The sequence below is a fragment of the Shewanella sp. 8A genome (genome assembly GCF_023475945.1).
GTDB lineage: Bacteria > Pseudomonadota > Gammaproteobacteria > Enterobacterales > Shewanellaceae > Shewanella > Shewanella xiamenensis.
On record NZ_JAMDJP010000006.1, the window covers coordinates 166,804 to 188,730 of the forward strand.

The window sequence follows — 21,927 nt, forward strand, 5'->3', positions numbered from 1 at the left end:
GAGTGAAGCCCAGTGTTAAAAAGCCTGAATACAACTAAGTTAGTTTCCGTGGCCATTTTATCCGCAGTATTGGCGGGTTGCGGCAGTCAAGCGCCCAGCAGCTCTACCAGTACAGCGCCCACCGTGGCCACCTCATTAGCCTCTGCTCCATTGGCGCCAAATGTGTATTTAGCACAGGCCGCTAATAGCAAAGATCCTCAGCAACGTGATACTTACCTGCTGCTGGCGGCGCATGCGCATATCAATGCGAACGACTATGCGGCGGCGCAAAAGCTGCTCAAGTCGATGCTGCCAAGCCTGACTCAGGTCCCGACGCTAGTGGCTGAACATAAATACCTGACTGCGCGGGTGCTAGAGCATACATCGACGCCGCTTGATGCTCTGAAAACGCTAACTTACCCAAGCACTTGGGTATTACCCGGCTGGCAAATGGCAGCGTATCATCAATTAAGAGCGCATTTATTCCAACAGAATAAACAGCCTATCGAACAGGTGCGCGAATTAAGTTTATTGACCACCTATTTACCTCCCGCCGAGGCGAATGAAGTCAATAATCAGATCTGGCAAGTGTTGCAACCGATGCACGAGCAAACCTTGCTCGCATTCACCAAAGATGCCAAAAGCCCTGTTTTTGCAGGTTGGTTACAACTGGCGTATATCGCTAAGCATTATGCGGTCGATCCCAACCAACTGGTCCGTTATTTAGGCGACTGGCAAAAACAAAACCCTTATCATCCTGCGGCGGCGAAGTTGCCTGCGGATTTAGATCAAGCGTTAAACGCCAAACCTTATACCCCAAAAAATATCGCTGTACTCTTGCCGCTCACAGGCCAGCGCGCCACTGCCGCCAATGCGATTCGCCAAGGCATTTTGGCCAGTTATTTAGCCAAACCGAATGAGCAAGTCTCGGTGAATTTTTACGATACCGCTAACGATGCCGTTTCCGCCTATCAGCAAGCGGTAAATGCAGGCGCTGAGTTTATTATTGGCCCGCTACTGCCAAATGAAATCGATCAATTATTGGCATTAAACACTGGTACTGCGGCAACCAACACCACTGGCACGCCAGCAACACCTGTTGCGGCAAGCGCGCCGATCCCGCAACTGTTTTTAAATCAAACAGACAAGTTTGTCGCTGATGCTAATAAGTTTTACTTTGCATTATCGCCAGCACAAGAAGCAGCCGATGCTGCAATACGCATGTATCAAGATGGCGTAACTATGCCGCTGCTACTCGCCAGCAACGATGCTATCGGCAAACGTATGGCCGAGAGCTTTATTCAAGCCTGGAAAAAGAAAAGCGATACGCCCATCGAAGTCTATTACTACGACAGTGGCGATAAGATGAAAACCACGGTGCAAGATGCGCTCGGCGTTCGCGATAGCCAAGCCCGTATTGCGCGCATCAAGGAACTACTGGGCAATTCAGTACAGGCCGATTTTCGCTCGCGCCAAGATATAGATGCCATCTATATGATCTCGACGCCGCAGGAGTTAACCCTGCTCAAGGCCTTTATCGATGTCACCTTTAGCGTCTTTACTCAGCCCGTGCCGTTGTACACCTCGAGCCGTAGCCGTATCGATAATGAATCGAGCCAAACTGCACAGGATTTAAATAACCTCACTCTCAGTGACGCACCTTGGTTGATGCAAAATGGCGAAGAAAACCTGATGGTTAATACCTTATGGCCCGGCTGGAACAACGGCCAAAAACGCTTATTTGTGATGGGTTATGATGCGATGGATTTGATCAGCAAACTCGCACAAATGCGCTCATTTACCGGTTACCAGTTCAATGGTCGTAGCGGCGTGTTATCGGTCAATCCCGATGGCGTAATTAACCGCCAATTAAGCTGGGGACGCTATCAAAGAGGCAGTTTCCGCCAACTATGACACTCGGACAGCAGGCAGAGTCGCTCGCCCAAGGTTACCTTGAACAACAAGGTTTGACCTTTGTTGAGCGTAATGTCCGCTATCCCTTTGGTGAAATAGACTTAATCATGCGCCACAAAAAATACTGGGTATTTGTTGAAGTAAAATACCGCTCAGCAAATCAATTTGGCGGCGCAATACAAGCACTTAGCAAAGCACAAATCGGCAGGATCCGCATGGCGGCCAGCCATTATTTACAGAGCCATAAATTGGATGTACCCTGCCGATTCGACGTTGTCGCCATCGAAGATACGCAGATCCAATGGCTGGTCGATGCCTTTTAAACGAGGCTCTCGACTCAGCTAATCGAATAATTTTTAACGCTTATGCCTCAACTCCACCGTGGAAATATGGCATCATAGCCACACTTTATCCTGAAAGGATGTATCCATGTTAGAACGCATTAAAGACAGCTTTACTGAATCTATCCAGACTAAAATCGATGCAGCCGAAGCACTGCCAGAATCCATCGCCAAAGCGGCGGAGATGATGGTGCAATGTCTTTTGGGTGGCAATAAAATTCTTGCCTGCGGTAACGGTGGTAGTGCCGGTGATGCTCAGCACTTCTCGGCCGAGCTATTAAACCGCTATGAGATTGAACGTCCACCACTGCCAGCCATTGCCCTGTCGACAGACACATCGACTATCACGGCAATTGCTAACGATTACAGCTACGATGAGATTTTCTCAAAGCAAATCTTAGCCTTAGGTCAGCCTGGCGACATCCTGTTAGCCATTTCCACCAGCGGTAACTCTGGTAACGTGATTAAAGCGATGGAAGCGGCACTGAGTCGCGATATGACTATCGTAGCCTTAACCGGTAAAGACGGCGGCGCGATGGCGGGATTACTCAGCGTGGGTGACGTCGAAATTCGCGTTCCTTCGAACGTGACGGCACGTATTCAAGAAGTGCACTTACTGGTGATCCATTGCCTGTGTGACAATATCGACCGCACACTCTTCCCACAGGACGAACAGCAATGAGATATGCTGCCCCACTGTTAATGGTTTGCATGCTACTGCAAGGTTGCGCCGGTGCCGTTATGGTGGGCGCAGTCAGCGGCGCCATGATGGCCAACGATGAGCGTTCGGTAAAAACGCAGCTCGATGATACTAATACTGATTTTAAGATCACCAGTGCGCTACTTGAGCATGAAGATCTTAAGAAACAAACCAATATCACGGGTGTATCGGTAAACGGTAATGTGCTGATGATAGGCCAAGCCCCCAACTCGATGTTGAGGGATAAAGCGGTTAAGGTCGTACAAGACCTTAAGCTGGGCGGTAAAATCCACAACCAGATCCGCATCGGTAATCCAACGTCTTTCACGACTCGCAGTAACGACACTTGGGTAACAACCAAAGTGAAGGGACGGATGCTCAACGAGAAAGAATTGGATGTGACCCGAATTAAAGTGATCACTGAAAACGGTGAAGTCTTCCTGCTAGGGCTGATCCACCGCTCACAGGCAGAGCTTGCTGTTGACATTGCCCGTCATACTGCTGGTGTACGCAAAGTCGTTAAGGTTTTCGAATATATCGAATAACCGATTGAGCCTAAACACTTAAAGTTTAGGCTCGCCTTTTACCGCGGTATCAATTCCTAAAGACTTCACCTGTATGTTATCCATCATCTTGGGTGACTTCTCCACCAACGCTCCTATCCAAGGTAAAAACAGCGAAGGCAGCACAATCAAAGCGGCACCCAGCCAACTTAAGCTATCCAGCCATTCATCAAACAGCAGCCAGCCTAATAAGACGATAAATAACAAACCAGTATATTCGGCAATCGCAATATCACTCGCCTGCGCTTTACGGTAAGCCAGTACACATAACCAATGATAAATCAGTAAAAAGGCATTACTAAGTAGTGCAACCGCGAGCAATTCCCAGCTCAGTCCCTCCAGCCCCTGAAAGGCCGCAATGACTAAGGTCGCGGGGATTCCCAGCAAGTTATAGAGCATTAAGGTTAATACCGGATGCTCAGTATTAGGCACTTTTTTAAGCATCAACTGATTGATAGCAAAAGTAAATGCTGAAAATAACACCGCTAATCCAAACCAGTTCATCTCGCTCGGCCTGAGGATAATTAAGATCCCCACAAAGCCTAACAGTGTGCATATCACCTGCCCTGTGGTAATCCGCTCCTTTAAAAACCAGTATCCCATCAAAATAATCATCAGGGGGGCAGAATAAAACAGGGAACTGACTGTGGCTAAAGGCAATGCCATCAATCCAATAATTAAAAAAAGCGCGCCAACCGAGCCTATGTTGGCACGCCAAAGGTGAACCGAAATATATTCCGTCTGCGGTCGCTGCGAGTACAACCAAATCGGGGTTAACATGAGTACTGAAGTGATTTGTCTCACGAGTAGAAAAGTGGCTGCATTAGCATCTTCTGGCAACCATTTGATCGATACATCGTAAAAAGCACTAAATAGATTACCCACTATCAATAAAATCAAACCGATAACAACAGGGCGCTGCATTTTAACTATCCGTAAATCTCAATGCTGGCATGATAATCCCCGCAAAACTTAAGCTGAAATGATGCTTTCTCATGCTAGATGAATTAAATTCATACTAAATCGTTTAGACTTTGAAAATCATGAGAAAGCTTCCACCCTTACGTGCGCTGCAAGTATTTGAAACTGCCGCGAGGCAACAGCATTTTTCCAAGGCTGCCGCCGAGCTTTGCATTACCCAAAGCGCGGTTTCACACCAAGTGCGTGTATTGGAGGAGTACTTTGGTGAACAACTTTTTGATCGTCAGGGACGTAAACTACAGCTCACGCCCAAAGGCCAGAGCTTATTTATTGAGTTAGAAAGAATTTTTAATGAGTTAAGCGATCTTAATCTCAAAATCCGCGACACCCCAAATCAACAACTCTGTTTGGCGGTATACAGCTCATTTGCGGTGAAATGGTTGATCCCAAGGTTAGCGGATTTTCGGCGCCAATATCCCAGCGTTAAAATTCGCCTCGAGATGATCACTCAAGACCCCGATCTCAGCACCAGCACGGCCGATATCTTTATCGCAGGCAAACTCAATCAACGGGGTTATTGGCAACAATTACTGCACAAGGAACGCCTGATCCCCGTATGTAGCCCTAGCCTTTATCCTAAATGGCGCGAGATTAACTTGGGCAATTTTCAGCAACAAGCATTACTGATTGTGGATGAAGGCCCACTTGGACTCGATTGGCATAAGTGGTCATCGGCGCATAAAATCCCCCTGAACAACGAGCAACAACATATTTTTAGCCACATAGTGATGGCAATTGAGGCGGCGATTGCCGGACAAGGTATCGCCCTCGCCCCTGATTTTATGGTGGCCGGCGATATCAGCACCGGACGACTGGTAGCGGTAAATCTACCCGATGTCCATACGGGCTTTGAGTTTAGTTTTATCTGTAAGCAGCGCCGTCTAGCTGAACCCGCGATTGCCGCCTTTTCCTCTTGGCTGAAATCACAGGCCTAACACTTAACAGCCCAATGAATAACAGACATAAAAAAGCCGACCTAAGAATGGGTCGGCTTAATCGAGTGTTATGTAATGCGCTTTTTAGGTCAAATTACACTAACAAACCAATCTTCTCGTACACCTTTTTCAGCGTCACTTCGGCGCGAGCCTGGGCATTTTCGGCGCCCGCTCTCATCACTTGGTCGAGGTAAGCACGGTCGGCACGCAGCGCACGGTAACGCTCTTGCAGCGGCTCTAACATGCCCACGACCGCTTCACCCGCGGCACCTTTTAAGTGGCCATACATCTTGCCTTCAAACTCGGCTTCGAGGCTGGCAATGCTCTGGCCTGTGATACCCGACATTAAGCTCAACAGGTTAGATACACCAGGCTTGTTTTCCATATCGAAACGCACGACTGGCGGCTCATCACTGTCGGTCATGGCTTTTTTCAGCTTTTTCATGACCGCTTTTGGATCTTCAAGCAAACCAATTACGTTGTTACGGTTGTCGTCCGACTTAGACATCTTCTTCAGCGGATCCTGAAGCGACATCACCTTAGCGCCATGCTCAGGAATAAAAGGCTCAGGAATGGTAAATGTCTCGCCGTAAGCGTTGTTAAAGCGAGTGGCGATATCACGTGTTAACTCAAGATGTTGCTTCTGATCTTGACCAACTGGAATTTCATTCGCTTGATACAGCAGAATATCCGCCGCCATCAGTACAGGATAACCAAACAGACCGACGTTAATATTGTTGGCGTGCTTTTGTGACTTATCCTTAAACTGCGTCATACGGCTCAGCTCACCCATTTGGGTATAGCAATTTAACGCCCAACCCAGCTGAGTGTGCTGCGGCACTTGAGATTGGATAAATACCGTGCTCTTCTTTGGATCGACACCACAGGCTAAATACAGTGCAAGTGTATCTAAGCAGGCTTCACGCAATGCTTGAGGATCTTGGCGCACGGTAATGGCATGCAAGTCCACCACGCAATAAAGGCAGTCGTGGCTATCTTGCATGGCAACCCATTGACGCAATGCACCCATGTAGTTACCTATGGTTAATTCGCCGGACGGCTGTGCACCGCTGAGTACTATGGGTTTGGTCATTACGTCATTGCTCCAAATAAAGATAAAAAGAATCGATTAAACTGCCTGGCCGACATTTAGCCAGCTAAGGATCTCGGCAAACTGCTCGCACACCGCGTCAGGGCCAGTGAGCCCAATATCTTCACCGTAGTTGTAGCCATAGGTCAAGCCGATTGATGCAACACCTGCTGCTTTCGCCGCTAAAATGTCATTTTTAGAATCGCCCACCATCAACAACTCACTTTTATCGAGTTGCCATTGCGCTAATAAATGCTCTAGCGGTAATGGATCCGGCTTCATCTTCGCCAGCGAATCGCCGCCAAGCACTAAGCTAAAGAAATCATTAATCTTAAAGGCCTCAAGCAGCGGCAAAGTAAAGCGGTAGGGTTTGTTTGTCACCACTGCTAGCTTAAATCCTGCGTCAAACAGAGTTTGTAGCACTTGGTGCACATCGGCATAAAGTGCGCTGTGCTTCTCAAGATTTTCTTGATAGTGATGCATAAAAATCGGCATAGCCGCATCTAATACCGTTTGCTCAACAGCGGTGCCTAAAGCGTGGCTCATGGCACGGCGCATAAGCATTTCGGCGCCATTACCCACCCAAGTTCTCACCTGTGCCTCGGTACACGTTGCCAAACCTAACTCGGCGAGTGCCGCCTGGGTCGCAACTGCCAGATCAGGCACACTGTCAATCAGTGTGCCGTCGAGATCAAAGGCAATCGCCTTAATCTGTTCTCGCATTATTTGGCCTCGACTTTCGCTAACTCGGCACGCATTTCATCGACAACGGCTTTATAGTCTGGCTGACTAAAAATAGCCGACCCAGCGACAAACATATCGGCACCTGCGGCAGCAATTTCGGCAATGTTATCCACTTTTACGCCACCATCGACCTCTAAGCGAATATCAAAACCGCTCGCATCGATACGCTCACGCACTTGGCGTAATTTATCTAAGGTCGAAGGAATAAAGGATTGGCCACCAAAGCCTGGGTTGACCGACATCAGCAGGATCACATCTAACTTATCCATCACATGGTCAAGATAATGCAGCGGTGTTGCAGGGTTAAACACTAAACCTGCCTTACAACCGGACTCTTTAATCAGTTGCAAAGTACGATCGATATGCTCAGAGGCTTCGGGATGGAAAGTAATAATAGACGCGCCAGCCTTAGCAAAATCAGGCACGATACGATCAACAGGCTTAACCATTAAATGCACGTCGATCTCGGCCGTAATGCCATAGTCGCGTAACGCTTTACACACCATAGGACCAATGGTTAAGTTCGGCACATAGTGGTTATCCATCACATCAAAATGCACTACGTCAGCCCCTGCATCTAACACGGCTTTAACGTCATCCCCTAAACGGGCGAAATCGGCGGATAAAATCGATGGAGCAATTAAAAATGGGCGCATAGGACACTCGCTGCTATTGAACAAAAAGTGCCTTATTTTACCCTTAGCTAGACCATGCCTCTATAGCAAATGCCACATTTATCGCGATTGAAACCAGATAGAAGCTCAATTCCAGTACTCACAACCTACGGTAAGTCCTAGGAGAAGCTGAAGCGTTAGAAAGATTTTAGTGAAGATTGATAAATTATTGTTCATAAACTAAGCGAGTTTGTTATACTCGGGCAGCTAGCGTGGATCATTTAATGATTTCAAGGGAAGTATCATGAAAGGGCGGTTAACACAGTTTTCACACATTTTAGGCTCGGTGACATTTAAGTCGTCGATGATGTTGGCATTTACCGCAGTGGTAGTCGCCTCCTTAGCCTTTGGTGTCGAAAAACTGACCGCAAGTAACGATACCTCCGCCTGCGCTTGCAGTAGTGATACTCGTTACAACAATAGCTTACCTAGCAGCCATCCGAATAACCGTTGTGCCGAACAAGCGCAAACTTTAAGTTGGAAGACTTGGCTTACTGGCAAAAATCGCTCTAGCCAGTTCCATTTTGTCGACTTGCTTGAACTGCTCCATGGTCATCAAGATAAACCTATCGATGACATGAAACCTGCCAATTCACAACAGTCCTATTGATGCTAAGTCGGATCTGGCAAGTCTTTCACAGTACGATAGCCGCCTTCTTTGGGGTGCAGTCAGATAAAAATCGCCAAAAAGACTTCCAGACCAATTCACCATTACCGTACATTTTGATGGGAATCGTGTTAGCGATAGCCTTAGTTGCCAGCCTTATTTTGCTGGTTAGCCAAGTCGTTAGCTAAATAAGCAAATAACTCAAACCTTCCGTCATCAGTAATTAGTCATCCTGCGGATCGTAAGTCTCATCGTATAAAGCAATCAACTCGTCAACTTTATTGCGGCCACTACCATTTTGGCTAATGTTGCGTTGCACTTGGATCTTAGCGAGATGCGCGCCGCGATACAGTTCTCGCGTCAGCGGAATATCATGGTTGCTAATCACAACAGGAATGCGCTGTTCAAGAGCCATATGCCGCGAATAACGCGCGAGCAACGCCTGATCATCTAAGCTAAAGCCTGCACCGACATAGGTAGTAAAACTCGCCGTGGAGGATAATGGCGCATAGGGTGGATCACAATAAATCACATCACCAATTCGGATTTGTTCAAAGGCTTTTTCATAGCCAATGCACTTAAATTCGGCGCGTTGCGCTTTCTTTGAAAAGGCCAAAATTTCCTTTTCGGGGAAATAAGGCTTCTTGTAGGAGCCAAAGGGTACATTAAAGCCGCCTTTGCGGTTATAACGGCACAAGCCATTAAAACCATGACGATTCAAGTACAGAAAATAAACCGAACGCAGGAAAGGATCGCGAGATTTATTAAAGTCTGTACGCACGCGATAGTAGGCTTCCTTCTGATTCATCTCATCGACAAATAGCTTCTTAGCAGCCGCAATGTACTCCAAGGGCCTTTCTTTGACTATGTTGTAGAGATTTATCAGGTCTTGATTGATATCGCAGAGTAAATAGCTGGGATAGTCAGTATTTAAAAATACCGAACCTGCGCCAACAAAGGGCTCAACTAAACGCTCACCCGTGGGCAAATAGTTCGAGAGCTCATCCACCAATTTAAATTTTCCGCCAGCCCATTTCAGGAAGGCTCTATGTTTTTTGATCATTTAACTTGATGAATGCCGACAAAAATAAAGGCCATGATTGTACTCTGTTTATTCTGAAATTTCACCGCTTGGAAGCGCATCTTGTAATTGATAACCACCTAACTCAGCCCATTTTTTTATCATGGGTTGACTCAAACGATATTGTTTGACCAATTCTGCGGCAGCCTGTTGCGCCGATTGACTGTCGCTAAACTGCCCCACCAGCACCACCCAAAATTGTTTGTATTTAGCGACTCGAATATCCGGCACAGAATGCAGTTTTTTCAACAGCGACTCGACTGTGTCACGCTGGGAGACTGTAGCTATTTGGATGGTATAACCGGACATTGGCCGAGTTTTTACATTAGTTATTGATGCAGCCGTGATGTTCTTCGCTGGATGAACGTTATCGTTCTTAGCGATATCTTCATGTGATGTATTGTTACTAGCAGTCACAACATTGTTTTCGGCCTTACTTGTGGCTTCATCAATCGGTTGTGTTATGGCGGACTCATTCTCGGCTGGAGTCTCACCATGAAATCCCGCCAAAGGATCAGCTTGCTGCGCCGCTTGCAATAATAAAGACTGTGCTAACGACTCCTCACGTTGTTTAAAATAGGGCGTTAATATCCGTTGACCATGGGCTAAAAACTCGTCGGAATCCAACGCGGGATAAGTGACCACGTCAAGCACGGGCTCATCGGAAAAGGGTTGAGCCAATCCAAACCAAATCAAAATGGTAATCAACAAGCTGCAAAGTCCAATCAACGCTAGCTTATATTGTACCCAGGCTGACTTCTTCTCACTCTGGCCATGTAGCGCCAGTTCCAGCAAGGTAACAACTTCCTGAGGAGTACCCGTTTGTTTTTCAAGTTGTGCGCGAACAATGTCTCTTGGAGTAAATGGATTTTGGTCACTGTATCGCAGCAAGGTTTGATACAGTGCTTCCCGCTCAGGCAAACTTAGCGGTTCAATATTAATAGGCAGGATCTGCCGCCGGAGAGAATCGGGTAATTGTGGCAATAAATCGGCTAAAAATGCAGGAGGAACCGTCAAGGTCACAGCTATCCGCTGTCCCGCACACTGAATTTGATTGAGTATGATGCATTCTGCCCATAGCTCTTTTGAGAGCAAATGAGCATCATCGATGATGATATGTAACGGTTTACTTTGATTTTGAGCTACACGCAGAATAGTTTCGGCTAGGGGTATCTCATCATCAAAAATGGGGGATGACATCAACTGCACTAAAATCTTGCGACGAATCTCAGCGTTATCGGCATGCATGGGACAAATAACCAGCGCCGCATTTGAATCATCAAAATCGGTAGCTAATGCAGTGAGCAGCGTTGTCTTGCCCGAACCTTGGCCGCCAACAAGCACCAGCAATTGGTCGCTATAACTGGCAACATGATGCAATCTTTGTATGAGGGCTTCCTGTGAGGGAAGCAAGACTTGCCCCTGAAATGTCACTCATCCACCACACAAGGTTTATGCGCAGCAGATAACCTGTTCTAGGGTAGATTCAGAGACTTGACTAAATACTTCCGCTCGACCAATGGCCGTTGGAAGTACCAGCCGGATCTGACCGCCTAACACTTTCTTATCGCGACGCATATGTTGAATAAAACTGTCGAAATCCATTGATTCCGGCGCTTTTACAGGAAGATCGAAGGCTTGAAACAATTGCACAATACGACGGACAATTGACTCATCAACCAATCCTAAAGACTTAGCGGTTTGAGCAGCAAGGACTGTGCCAGCCGCAACGGCCTCACCGTGCAACCAGTTACCATAGCCCATCTCAGCCTCAATAGCATGACCAAAGGTATGCCCAAGATTCAAAAGCGCGCGCACGCCCTGCTCTGTTTCATCTTGGCTGACCACATCAGCTTTAATTTCGCAGCAGCGGGAAATCACATAGACTAAGGCTTGAGTGTCTAAGCTTTTTAGTGCTTGAACATTATGCTCAAGCCATTGAAAAAACTCAGCATCCCACATAATGCCATATTTAATAACTTCCGCCATCCCCGCAGCAAACTCACGCGCCGGCAAGGTCTTTAAACAGTCAGTATCAATAATGACAATTTGTGGCTGATAAAAAGCCCCTATCATATTTTTACCCAAAGGATGATTGACCGCCGTTTTGCCGCCAACCGAAGAATCCACTTGGGATAAAAGCGTTGTAGGGATTTGAATAAAATCGATACCACGTTGATAACATGCCGCGGCAAACCCCGTCATATCACCAATCACCCCTCCACCGAGGGCAACCAACACAGAATCTCGGCCATAATTACGTTGCAGTAAAGCCGAAAAAATAGCATCTAAATGCGTTAAATCTTTAAATTGTTCGCCATCGGGAAGGATGACACTAGATACCTCACCAAACGAAGCCATCGTGTCTTGAACCTGGTTTAGATACAAGGGCGCGACGGTTTCATTGGTGACGATAAGGATACGTTTTTTCAGCAGATAGCGAGACAAAGTCTCGCTATCACTCATCAAACTCTGGCCAATGTAAATGGGGTAACTACGTTCACCTAAATTAACCTGAATTTGTTGTGTCATTCTGCCTAGAAACCTAATTTCTCAACGATTTGATTCGCAACAACCTTTGCACTTTGATCATCAGTTTTAACGATCACATCAGCAATTTCTTCGTACAGAGGGTTACGGATTTCTGCGAGGCTCTCTAATACTTCTCGCGGATCATCTACTTGCAGTAATGGGCGACGCTTGTCTCTTTGAGTTCGCGCAACCTGTTTGTCGATAGTGGTTTCGAGATAAACCACAATACCGCGAGCAGATAAATGATTACGGATATCTTTGCTCTGAACTGAACCACCACCAGTGGCAAGGACAATACCCTGTTTTTCAGACAGATCAGCAATAACCTGAGCCTCACGACGGCGGAAACCTTCTTCGCCTTCTACATCAAACACCCAAGCAATATCAGCGCCAGTGCGTTGCTCAATCTCTTGATCTGAATCGTGGAATTCTAAATGCAGCATTTGCGCCAGATGGCGACCAATTGTGCTTTTACCTGCGCCCATTGGGCCTACCAGAAAAATATTACGTTTTTCAGCCATTTCTTGTACGTCTGAATCTTAATGAAAAGTATGCCTATATCGACTCATGATCAAGCCGACCTACTGTATGTTACCTTGCTCTTATGAGACTTGACCGAGGATTATCTCAGTTTAATGTCTAGTCTGGCAAGTGATGCTCGCTATTTATGGTAAGAATTGTATTTTATAAATAATAAAGCCAGCAAGTGGTGCTGGCTTTATCCGAACGACTACATAGAGTTAGAGTTTCTCATTCACAATTTTAGGTGTTACAAAAATCAATAGCTCTTGGCGCTCATTCTTGTCGGTACTGTTACGGAATAAGAAACCGACCAAAGGAATGTCTCCCAAAATAGGTACCTTGCTAACCCGGCTAATCAAATTCTGCTGGTAGATACCACCTAATACAATGGTTTCGCCATTGTCGACAAGTACTTGAGTACCAATACGCTGTGTATCAATCGCTACTGCTGGACCTGTCGGCGTATCCACCGTTTTGCCCTGTGAGTCCTGCGTAATCTCAAGATCCAGAATCACACGATTGTCCGGTGTAATTTGTGGTGTCACCCTTAGTGACAACACCGCCTTTTTAAAGGTCACCGAGGTCGCACCGCTTGACGTGGATTGTACGTAGGGAATTTCAACACCCTGCTCAATATACGCCGATTTTTGGTTAGAGGTCGTGATACGAGGGCTCGCGATAATCTCACCTTTGTTTTCTTGCTCTAGTGCACTGAGCTCTAGATCCAAGATAGTACCGTCGGCGAGCTTAGCCACATGGAAGGCGATGCTAGTTGGGTTAGTGACGGCCGCAGGCAAGTTCACATTCAAACGATTATCTAAACTTGGTATCGTACCATTGGCAATATCGCCGGCCCCTTCTAGAGAACCAGAGGTCCCTTTATCACCCTGCTGATCAGTAACTCCCCAGCGGATACCCAAATCTTCGGACACGTCATCCTTTACGGTAACCATACGCGATTCAATCAACACTTGGCGGATCGGAATATCAAGCACCTCAACCAAACGATGAATGTTTTCGATGATTTCAGCGGTATCTTTGACGAGTACCGTATTGGTACGCTCATCAACGGCCACAGAACCGCGAGGAGACAATAAACTTGAGTCAGTGCCTTTTAATAGCTCAGCAATGTCGGTCGCTTTGGCATAGTTAATCTGCAGATACTCAGAATAAAGCGGCGCAAGCTCTTTAACTTCCTGTTTACTTTTGAGATTTTGACTTTCGCGAATCGCAAGTTCTTCACTCGGCGCCACCATCAAAATATTACCTTCGATGCGTTTATCGAGTCCTTTGGTTTGCAAAATCAAATCCAGTGCTTGGTCCCAAGGTACATCGTCAAGCCTAAGGGTAATATCTCCCTCAACAGTATCACTGGTCACTAAGTTAAAATTGTTATAGTCAGCAATAATCTGTAATACGGTACGAACAGAAATATTCTGGAAGTTTAATGAAAGGGTCTTACCGTTATATTTCTTAATATCTTTAGTCGCTACAGTACGTTCAACCTTATTAATCGACAACCTAAAGAGGTTATCTTCCTGCTTATAATTGAACTCATAATTACCCGATACATCGACTATGATGCGAGTCGTTAAGTCATCTTTAAAGGTTTCAAAGTTTTTAACTGGCGTAGAAAAATCCTGTACATCCATCACATACAACAAGTCATTGTTGATGTCAGTGTTGTAAAGCTGAACCTCAAGTTTGGCACCAATTTGCTCAACGTTGGCCGCAACAGAGCGGCTATTTAGGTAGACTAATAAATCGCCACCGCCATTTTCATTACGTCGAAAATCAATATTTTTAATACTATTTACAAATGGGCTATTTGCTGTTGCCTGAGAATTCACAACCTCATCATTAATGGTTAAGCGATAAGAATTACCAACTACGCTACCTTGATAAGGTTTGACTTTGGATAAACCTAAAGTCACTGTCAAACGCGCATCTTGCTGCGAGGTCACTAGATCTTTAACACCGACCTGATTAATCGGTAAGCGATCTTTAGAAAGACCAGAAATACTATCATCAAAGGTCAATACCAGCTCAGCAGGCGATGCATTTGAATCAATTTGTGGAGCCGAAATCGCATCCTCAAATATTAACTCGACCTCTAACTGATGATCGACTAAAGCATGGTATTTCACATCCATTAGCCGATTTGCCGCAAAGCTCGATGGCAAAAATCCAAATAGTAATGCGATCCCAATAACAGACTTAACTAAGCCTGAAGATAAAAACGATAACGGGATTTTTATCGCGGCAGAAGATTTCATTGTTCCCTCATCCTTCGCTTGTTATTTTCCAGAAAGTTCGATGTTGTTTGTGCGCTCTGACCAACAACCCGTACCATCTGGAATTAATTCTACAACTTCCACATTCTGTGGAGTCACTTTCGCTATACGTCCGTTAAACAACCCTAGATACTCACCCACGCCCATCCGATATACACTGCCATCATTCGTTTCAATCAGCGCCCAAGTTACATTAGCTTCACTTAACGTACCGCGCATTTTTAGGTTGTCTAAAGCATAAGTTTCTAAACGGCCCTTACGACGTTTTAAATCCGGTTGTAAGCAGTTTTTACTGGTATCAACGACTTCTTCGGTTAATTCGCGAGAAGGCGGAACAAAGGGACTACGCATTAACTCAGCCTGGTAGGCAAAATGCTCAAACTTTGGCGGTTCTTTTAAGGGTGGAATATGCGCCACATGCTGTGCTTTAGTTGTAGTAACAAATAGCTCTAAATCACTACGATCGCCAACACACCCCATTAAAAAAAGACTTATCCCTAACAGAGGTAAGAGTTTCATTATTTCTTCCCCTTGTTAGCAGGCTTTTCGGGGGGTAACTCTGCCCCTTCTTTAAAGCGATAGGTTTTAGCAAGAATGTCCATGGTTAAAGTACCGCTATCATCACGTTTGATCGTAAAATCATGCAAACTAACAATACGAGGTAACTTAGCAACACCACTCACCATATTGCCAATCTGGTGATAATCACCAGTGACTGACATCTTAATTGGAAATTCGATATAAAAATCTCGCTGAATTTCAGCTTCCCAATTTAAACTTTTAATCCGTAAACCAGCATCCGTTGCTGCAAAGGTTAAGTCATCAAGCAAACCGGGCATCTCGTTTTCTGAAGGTAACATTTTCAGCAATTCGGCAAATTGCCCTTCCATTACGGCAAGTTGTTCACGATAGAGCTTTAAATTAGCGGCCAGTTGATATTTGTTTTGAAAATCTTCTCTTAGCTGTAACTCTTTGTTTTGTTCATTATTAATCACATCGATTGCATCAGACAACACCACAAAATATCCCGCTGCAAATACGCAAAGAGCCAGCAAAATAGCGAAAAATACTTTTACTTGTTTTGGCCAACTTCCGATATTTTCAAAATCGATATCATTAAACTGACTGAGATCGAGCTTCATTTACTCGCTCCTTTTGCCGCTTTTGCGGGCTCTTCAGCAATGGCTCCTTTGATGCTCACCCTTAAACTAAAGCTCTGCAATTGTCTTAACTCATCATCTTGGGTAACGATCGATTGCATATTGGGATCGGTTAACCACTCAGACGCTTTTACCTTACGCATCATATTTGCTACGTTATTATTCGACTCACTGCGACCTTCAATGAGCAACAAACTGCCTTTTTTCTCAAGACTCGATAGATAAATTCCTGGCGGAACAATACGCACTAGCTCGTCTAATACGTGTGTCGGCAAATTACGGGATTGCTGAAGATTTAAAATAATTTCTGTTCGACGCTCAATATCTTTTTTACGTTCAGTGATCTTTTTAATCTCGGCAATTTGAGCATCGAGCTGCTGAATTTCTGACTGTAAATAAGCATTTCTTGCTCGCTGCTCATCAGTCATCATTTCGAGTAAAGCCAGCGCAGCATAGACTAAGATTGCTGACCCCAAAAATACCGCAGCCAATATGCCGATATAATCGCGTTTCTGCTTTTCTCTCGCTTCTTCACGCCAAGGAAGCAGGTTTATGTTCGCCATTGACCGTAGCTCCTCAGGGCTAAGCCACAAGCAACCATATATTTGCTAATGCTAGGTTGCAGTATATTTTTAACGGATTCATCCGCGTGCAGGCATCCTTGGAAAGGGTCGGCAATTATGGTGTGAACACCTAACTCATTGGTCAATAAGTTAGCCATGCCTTCTAGTTTAGATGTGCCACCACATAAGACGAGATAGTCGACTTTATCTTTGCCGCTTGAAGTACAATAAATTTGCAGCGTTCGCTTAATTTGCTGCAGTAATTGCGTTTGGAAGGGAGATAACACTTCAAACATATAATTACGCGGTAAATCACCCTCGATTTTTGCTTTTTCTGCCTGCTCATAAGACATGCCATAAAAAGAGAGAATCGACTGAGTAAATAACTCACCACCAAAGGCTTGTTCACGGATAAATGTAGTTTCGCCAGACTCGACAACGCAGAAAGTAGTCATATTCGCGCCGATATCGACCATGGCAACCGCTTTCTGGCGAGCCCCTTCAGGTAATTGGCCTAGGACTAACTCAACCGCTCGACCTAAGGCATAGCCTTCAACGTCAACGACTTTAGTCTCTAGCTCGACTTCATCAAGCGCATCAACTCTGGCATCGATATTGTCAGTACGGCAAGCACTGAGTAATACATCGACCTTAGAAGGATCGGTACTGTTGACGTTTAAGGTTTCAAAATCAATGCTGACTTCATCAAGGGAATAGGGGATTAAGTTATCAGCCTCAATCTCAATTTGCGCTTCCATTTCCTCTTCGCTAAGCGAGGCATCCATGTAGATGACCTTAGTCATTACAGCAGAACCAGAAACCGCAACCGCAGCATATTTAACCGATTTAGGCAAAGCACGCTTTACCTGTTTGAGGCATTCAACAACGGCATCGGTATCACGAATATCATGATCGTTAATAGCACCCTTTTTTACGGGAACCGCTACGTGACTTAATATTTTGTATCCATCAGCAGTCTTACTCAGCAAAATGGCCTTTACTTCATGGGAACCAATATCAATTCCGACCATTTGCGGAGCCTGACGCTTCCATAAATTTGAAAGCATAATCCGTTGTCACTTTATTATTTATATTTCAGTATGAGAGATTAGCACAAAATCAACCCGTTATACGTATTTGTATAGAATGTTTCAAGATTTTACAAACGCTATTTTAGGGCCGTCACGTTTTTGCTTCACCCAAACGTTCGCGCCTTATATACTGTCGCACTTAACTGAACATTAGGATCAATTTAGGTGAAGTGGTTAAAACGTATTGTTATAGCTCTATTCAGTCTAGCCCTTTTGGGCGTAGGCGCCATTGTTGCAGCATACTTTTATGTTTTGCCGGATCTGCCGGATGTTTCGACACTAAAAAATGTGCAATTACAAACACCTTTGCGCATTTACAGTAGTGATGGCAAACTCATATCTCAGTTTGGTGAAAAACGACGTATTCCCTTAAAACTGGAAGAAGTCCCCAAACCGCTGTTACAAGCCTTCCTTGCCACCGAAGATGCGCGCTTTTATGAGCATGGTGGTATCGATCCTGTCGGGGTAATCCGCGCAGCAATCGTCATGTTAACAACCGGCGAAAAAAAGCAAGGAGCAAGTACTATCACCATGCAGGTGGCACGTAACTTCTTCCTAACCCGCGACAAAACCATTATTCGTAAGGTGAAGGAAATTTTTATTTCCTACCATATTGAGCAGTTGTTAACGAAAGATGAGATTTTAGAGCTGTACGTTAACCGTATCTATTTAGGCCAAAGAGCCTATGGCGTTGGCGCAGCCGCTCAAGTGTATTTTGGCAAAAACGTCCAAGATCTGACTCTGTCTGAAATGAGTATGATTGCTGGCTTGCCAAAGGCCCCCTCAACGCTTAACCCCATTACTTCACCTTCCCGCGCTCTCGCTCGTCGCAACGTGGTGTTGATGCGGATGAATGAAGTGGGGTATATCAGCAAAACGGAGTACCAAACCGCACTCCAGGAGCCACTCGTAGCCAAATATCATGGTGCCGAAATCGATCTCTATGCCCCTTATATTTCTGAAATGGCCCGGGATTACATGGTGCAAAAATATGGTGAAGAAGAAGCCTATACCAATGGCTATAACGTCTACACCACGATTTCATCCGATCTCCAGCTGTTAGCGCAGCAAGCATTACGCAATAATGTTTATGCCTATGATGAACGTCATGGCTACCGCGGTCCTGCTGCTGTTTTGTGGACAGGCGCTAAGCCTGATAATGCACAAATCAAAGCTGAACTGGCTAAAGTCACACCCGTCCAAGAGTTACAACCTGCCGCGGTATTAAGCATTGATGGACAGCAAGCCAGTGTATTAACCGCTAAAGGTGAAACCAAAGTCATCAAATGGGATGGCTTGAAATGGGCGCGTAAATTTATTAACGATAAACGCCAAGGTGCGGTACCTAAATCGGCTTCAGACATGCTGACAGTAGGCGAGCGTATTTGGATCCGCGACAATGGCCAGTACTTACAATTATCGCAAGTCCCCGAAGTAGCGAGTGCCACAGTGTCACTCGATCCGGAAAATGGCGCTATCCGTACTTTAGTAGGTGGTTACAGCTTTAGCCAAAGCCAATACAACCGCGTGACTCAGGCTAAACGCCAATTAGGTTCGAATATTAAACCTTTCATCTATGCTGCGGCATTAGAAAAAGGCTTTACGCTCGCGACTCTGATTAACAACGCGCCAATTAATAAACCCGATATTAGCCAAGGTACTGCGTGGCGGCCGAAAAACTCGCCCGATATTTATGGTGGCCCAACGCGTTTACGTGTGGGCTTAGCGCAATCGATCAACGTCATGTCTGTTCGTGCCATGCGCCATATTGGTTTAGATGCAGCTATTGCCGAGTTAACTAAGTTCGGTTTTGACCCTAACGACTTACCACGCAACGAGTCCTTAGCACTGGGTTCACCTTCGGTAACGCCCTTACAAGTCGCAGCGGCTTTCAACGTGTTTGCAAATGGTGGCTTCTTGGTTGAACCTTTCTATATCGAACGAGTAGAAGACTCCTTCGGTAATGTAATTGAAAAAGCCAATCCAACCTTAGCTTGTAAGCCAAGTGGTAATCTAACCCAACCGAGTAGCGACCCAATGGGCTTTAGTGAGCCAACGGCGCAAACCGATGAGCCAGTTGCCCATTGCTTTGAACAAACTGGCCGTTACGCACCGCAAATTATCTCCGAACAAACGGCATTCCTGATCACCGAAGCGCTGAAGAGCGTGATCTGGGGTGGCGGCGATTGGAGTAAAGGCACAGGTTGGCAAGGTACTGCTTGGCGTGCGGCGCAATTAATTAAACGCCATGATATTGCAGGTAAAACGGGGACAACCAACGAATCTCGTGATACGTGGTTCAGTGGTTTTGGCCCAACGCTGACGAGCACCTTCTGGGTGGGATTTGACGATCATGGTCGCCAGTTAGGTAGAACCGCTTGGAACGCTAATGGTGAAAAAGATCAAATCACCGGGACCGAAGCCGGTGCTAAGACCGCAGGGCCTGGCTGGAACGAATTTATGAATAACGTGCTTAAAGGCGTCCCAGAAACCACGGCGATTCCACCAGAAGGAATCGTCTCGGTGCGGATCGACCTTGCAACAGGCAAGCTCACTCGTAAAACTGATTACACCAGTGATTTTGAATACTTTATCTCGGGCACTGAACCGAAGGAATATATCAGTGAAAGCCAAGATGAAAATAATCTCTTCATCGATGCGCCAGCGGATGACTTGTTCCAATAGCCGTAAATAGCAATAAAAAACGCGACCTTGAGTCGCGTTTTTTATTGCTCACCTAAGATTAACCTACTTTGCATTAACCCGCTTTTTTAGCCGCAATCGCTTGCTTAACTTGAGTCAACGCTGTGCCGCCGAGGACATCACGTTTTGCCAAACAGGCTTCGATGGTAAGGTTGGGATACACATCATCTTCGATGATATCGGCAAAGGTTTTAAACTCGGCGAGCGTAAAACCTTCTAACGGGATCTTCTTAGCGATCGCCGCAACTACTGCCACACCGACTACATGGTGCGCTTCACGGAACGGCATGCCCTTAGACACCAGATAATCCGCCAATTCGGTCGCGTTGGCATAACCTTGCTGCGCGGCTAACAGCGCATTCGGGCGGTTAACGACTAAGCCAGATAAGACTAATGCCGCCATATCCAAGCAAATAGCCCAGCTGTCGACCACGTCGAACAGGCCTTCTTTGTCTTCCTGCATGTCTTTGTTGTAGGCCAGTGGCAATGCCTTCATCGTGGTGAGAATACCCACTAAACTGCCATACACACGACCCGTTTTACCGCGGATCAGCTCCAGCGCATCGGGGTTTTTCTTTTGTGGCATTAAAGAGGAACCTGAGGTCACTTCATCACTCAAGGAGATAAAGCCCGCTTCACCCGTATTGAAGAAAATCAAATCTTCGGCCATGCGGCTTAGGTGCATCATGCTGATTGAGGCGGCTCCGCACAGCTCAACCACATGGTCGCGATCCGACACGCTGTCCAAACTGTTTAAGGTTGGCGAAGCAAAGTTCAGTGCTGCTGCAAGCGCATATCTATCCATTTGATAGGCTGTGCCCGCCAATGCACCCGAACCGAGCGGACAGGTATTGGCGCGCTTTAAGGCATCGGTTAAGCGGCTAAGATCACGCTCAATCATTTCCACATAGGCTAAACACCAATGGCCGAAGGTCACAGGTTGAGCACGTTGCAAGTGAGTATAGCCTGGCATTACAGCATCAAATTCACGCTCAGCAAGCGCGATAAGTTCGCTGCGTAAGGTTTGTAGGCGAGCCACTAATGCCGCACCTTCGGATTGGCACCAGAGTTTTAAGTCGGTAGCGACTTGGTCGTTACGGCTACGGCCCGTATGGAGTTTTTTCCCCAGATCGCCGACTTTGGCGATCAACGCAGATTCCACGAAACTGTGAATATCTTCCGCGCCCGAGGCGAGAATAATCGCAGGATCGCCCTTCACTTCCACCAGCAGCTCGTTCAACGCTTTCTTCAAGTCGCTGCATTCAGTGGCAGTGATAATGCCGACGCTAGCAATTGCATCGGCCCAAGCGATAGAACCGACCACATCTTGCTCAAACAAACGGTAATCCACCGGCAGTGAATCGTTGAATAATTTAAATAGCGCGCTGGTTTCGCCCTGAAATCTTCCACCCCATAAAGCCATGCTCAATCCCCTCGGTCACTGCTTTGAATA

At 46.0% G+C, this 21,927-nt stretch carries 22 protein-coding genes; 8 read left to right on the top strand and 14 right to left on the bottom strand.

The annotated features are described in order from the left end of the window. The first annotated feature begins 12 nt into the window (after nucleotides 1–12). The 4 genes from M0413_RS06765 (at nucleotide 13) to dolP (ending at nucleotide 3,479) form a co-directional block, all read left to right on the top strand. The gene (locus M0413_RS06765; RefSeq protein ID WP_037425139.1) at nucleotides 13–1,893 is read left to right on the top strand and encodes a penicillin-binding protein activator; all 1,881 of its coding nucleotides are present in this window, start codon (nucleotides 13–15) and stop codon (nucleotides 1,891–1,893) included. Next, nucleotides 1,890–2,216, top strand: a complete 327-nt coding sequence (locus M0413_RS06770) for a YraN family protein (protein ID WP_037425142.1) — start codon at nucleotides 1,890–1,892, stop codon at nucleotides 2,214–2,216. The genes M0413_RS06765 and M0413_RS06770 overlap by 4 nt, the downstream gene beginning before the upstream one ends. A gap of 106 nt (nucleotides 2,217–2,322) precedes the next feature. Beyond that, the gene (locus tag M0413_RS06775) at nucleotides 2,323–2,916 is read left to right on the top strand and encodes a phosphoheptose isomerase (RefSeq protein ID WP_011070670.1); all 594 of its coding nucleotides are present in this window, start codon (nucleotides 2,323–2,325) and stop codon (nucleotides 2,914–2,916) included. Then, on the top strand, nucleotides 2,913–3,479 hold the full coding sequence (dolP, locus tag M0413_RS06780; RefSeq protein WP_037424203.1) for a division/outer membrane stress-associated lipid-binding lipoprotein: 567 nt from the start codon (nucleotides 2,913–2,915) through the stop codon (nucleotides 3,477–3,479). The genes M0413_RS06775 and dolP overlap by 4 nt, the downstream gene beginning before the upstream one ends. An 18-nt stretch (nucleotides 3,480–3,497) precedes the next feature. On the opposite strand, the gene M0413_RS06785 is transcribed toward dolP, so the two are convergent. Continuing rightward, nucleotides 3,498–4,421 carry a DMT family transporter gene (locus M0413_RS06785; RefSeq protein ID WP_037425145.1) on the bottom strand — a complete coding sequence of 308 codons (924 nt, stop codon included), beginning with the start codon at nucleotides 4,419–4,421 and terminating at the stop codon, nucleotides 3,498–3,500. Between the two features lie 119 nt (nucleotides 4,422–4,540). On the opposite strand from M0413_RS06785, the gene M0413_RS06790 reads away from it, so the two are divergent. After that, nucleotides 4,541–5,413: a LysR substrate-binding domain-containing protein gene (locus M0413_RS06790; RefSeq protein ID WP_188870620.1), complete on the top strand. Its 873-nt coding sequence runs from the start codon at nucleotides 4,541–4,543 to the stop codon at nucleotides 5,411–5,413. Nucleotides 5,414–5,507: 94 nt separating this feature from the next. On the opposite strand, the gene trpS is transcribed toward M0413_RS06790, so the two are convergent. From trpS to rpe, 3 genes are read right to left on the bottom strand one after another with little or no spacing between them, the layout of a single operon-like run. Next, entirely contained in the window at nucleotides 5,508–6,506 is a 999-nt protein-coding gene (gene trpS, locus M0413_RS06795; RefSeq protein WP_011718615.1) for a tryptophan--tRNA ligase, read from the bottom strand. Nucleotides 6,507–6,542: 36 nt separating this feature from the next. After that, nucleotides 6,543–7,226, bottom strand: coding sequence for a phosphoglycolate phosphatase (locus M0413_RS06800; RefSeq protein ID WP_249553573.1), 684 nt, complete (start codon nucleotides 7,224–7,226; stop codon nucleotides 6,543–6,545). Further along, the gene (gene rpe, locus M0413_RS06805) at nucleotides 7,226–7,903 is read right to left on the bottom strand and encodes a ribulose-phosphate 3-epimerase (RefSeq protein ID WP_037424193.1); all 678 of its coding nucleotides are present in this window, start codon (nucleotides 7,901–7,903) and stop codon (nucleotides 7,226–7,228) included. The genes M0413_RS06800 and rpe overlap by 1 nt, the downstream gene beginning before the upstream one ends. Nucleotides 7,904–8,165: 262 nt before the next feature. On the opposite strand from rpe, the gene M0413_RS06810 reads away from it, so the two are divergent. After that, a complete protein-coding gene (locus M0413_RS06810) occupies nucleotides 8,166–8,531 on the top strand; it encodes a hypothetical protein (protein WP_037424190.1) in 366 nt (121 codons plus the stop codon). After that, nucleotides 8,531–8,716 carry a DUF2970 domain-containing protein gene (locus tag M0413_RS06815; RefSeq protein WP_037424187.1) on the top strand — a complete coding sequence of 62 codons (186 nt, stop codon included), beginning with the start codon at nucleotides 8,531–8,533 and terminating at the stop codon, nucleotides 8,714–8,716. The genes M0413_RS06810 and M0413_RS06815 overlap by 1 nt, the downstream gene beginning before the upstream one ends. Nucleotides 8,717–8,751: 35 nt before the next feature. On the opposite strand, the gene M0413_RS06820 is transcribed toward M0413_RS06815, so the two are convergent. The 9 genes from M0413_RS06820 to M0413_RS06860 form a co-directional block, all read right to left on the bottom strand. Continuing rightward, nucleotides 8,752–9,591, bottom strand: coding sequence for a Dam family site-specific DNA-(adenine-N6)-methyltransferase (locus M0413_RS06820; protein ID WP_037424184.1), 840 nt, complete (start codon nucleotides 9,589–9,591; stop codon nucleotides 8,752–8,754). A 48-nt stretch (nucleotides 9,592–9,639) separates the two neighbouring features. Beyond that, nucleotides 9,640–11,043 (bottom strand): AAA family ATPase, encoded by a 1,404-nt coding sequence (locus tag M0413_RS06825; RefSeq protein WP_249553575.1) that lies wholly within the window; start codon nucleotides 11,041–11,043, stop codon nucleotides 9,640–9,642. Nucleotides 11,044–11,061: 18 nt separating this feature from the next. After that, nucleotides 11,062–12,141, bottom strand: a complete 1,080-nt coding sequence (gene aroB, locus M0413_RS06830; RefSeq protein WP_037425156.1) for a 3-dehydroquinate synthase — start codon at nucleotides 12,139–12,141, stop codon at nucleotides 11,062–11,064. Between the two features lie 5 nt (nucleotides 12,142–12,146). After that, nucleotides 12,147–12,662 carry a shikimate kinase AroK gene (gene aroK, locus M0413_RS06835; protein ID WP_037424170.1) on the bottom strand — a complete coding sequence of 172 codons (516 nt, stop codon included), beginning with the start codon at nucleotides 12,660–12,662 and terminating at the stop codon, nucleotides 12,147–12,149. Nucleotides 12,663–12,881: 219 nt separating this feature from the next. Beyond that, the gene (locus M0413_RS06840) at nucleotides 12,882–14,939 is read right to left on the bottom strand and encodes a type IV pilus secretin PilQ (protein ID WP_037424166.1); all 2,058 of its coding nucleotides are present in this window, start codon (nucleotides 14,937–14,939) and stop codon (nucleotides 12,882–12,884) included. Nucleotides 14,940–14,960: 21 nt separating this feature from the next. Beyond that, on the bottom strand, nucleotides 14,961–15,476 hold the full coding sequence (locus M0413_RS06845; RefSeq protein WP_144345253.1) for a pilus assembly protein PilP: 516 nt from the start codon (nucleotides 15,474–15,476) through the stop codon (nucleotides 14,961–14,963). Next, nucleotides 15,476–16,099 carry a type IV pilus inner membrane component PilO gene (locus M0413_RS06850; protein ID WP_037424160.1) on the bottom strand — a complete coding sequence of 208 codons (624 nt, stop codon included), beginning with the start codon at nucleotides 16,097–16,099 and terminating at the stop codon, nucleotides 15,476–15,478. The genes M0413_RS06845 and M0413_RS06850 overlap by 1 nt, the downstream gene beginning before the upstream one ends. After that, nucleotides 16,096–16,680 (bottom strand): PilN domain-containing protein, encoded by a 585-nt coding sequence (locus M0413_RS06855; RefSeq protein WP_047536223.1) that lies wholly within the window; start codon nucleotides 16,678–16,680, stop codon nucleotides 16,096–16,098. The genes M0413_RS06850 and M0413_RS06855 overlap by 4 nt, the downstream gene beginning before the upstream one ends. Next, nucleotides 16,668–17,747, bottom strand: coding sequence for a pilus assembly protein PilM (locus tag M0413_RS06860; RefSeq protein WP_037424154.1), 1,080 nt, complete (start codon nucleotides 17,745–17,747; stop codon nucleotides 16,668–16,670). Before M0413_RS06860 ends, M0413_RS06855 begins: the two co-directional genes overlap by 13 nt. Before the next feature lie 189 nt (nucleotides 17,748–17,936). Between M0413_RS06860 and M0413_RS06865 the strand changes: the two genes are divergently transcribed. Beyond that, entirely contained in the window at nucleotides 17,937–20,456 is a 2,520-nt protein-coding gene (locus tag M0413_RS06865; RefSeq protein WP_037424150.1) for a penicillin-binding protein 1A, read from the top strand. Between the two features lie 73 nt (nucleotides 20,457–20,529). Here M0413_RS06865 and argH read toward each other — a convergent pair whose 3' ends face one another. Next, nucleotides 20,530–21,897 carry an argininosuccinate lyase gene (gene argH, locus M0413_RS06870; RefSeq protein ID WP_144345255.1) on the bottom strand — a complete coding sequence of 456 codons (1,368 nt, stop codon included), beginning with the start codon at nucleotides 21,895–21,897 and terminating at the stop codon, nucleotides 20,530–20,532. Nucleotides 21,898–21,927: the final 30 nt, after the last annotated feature.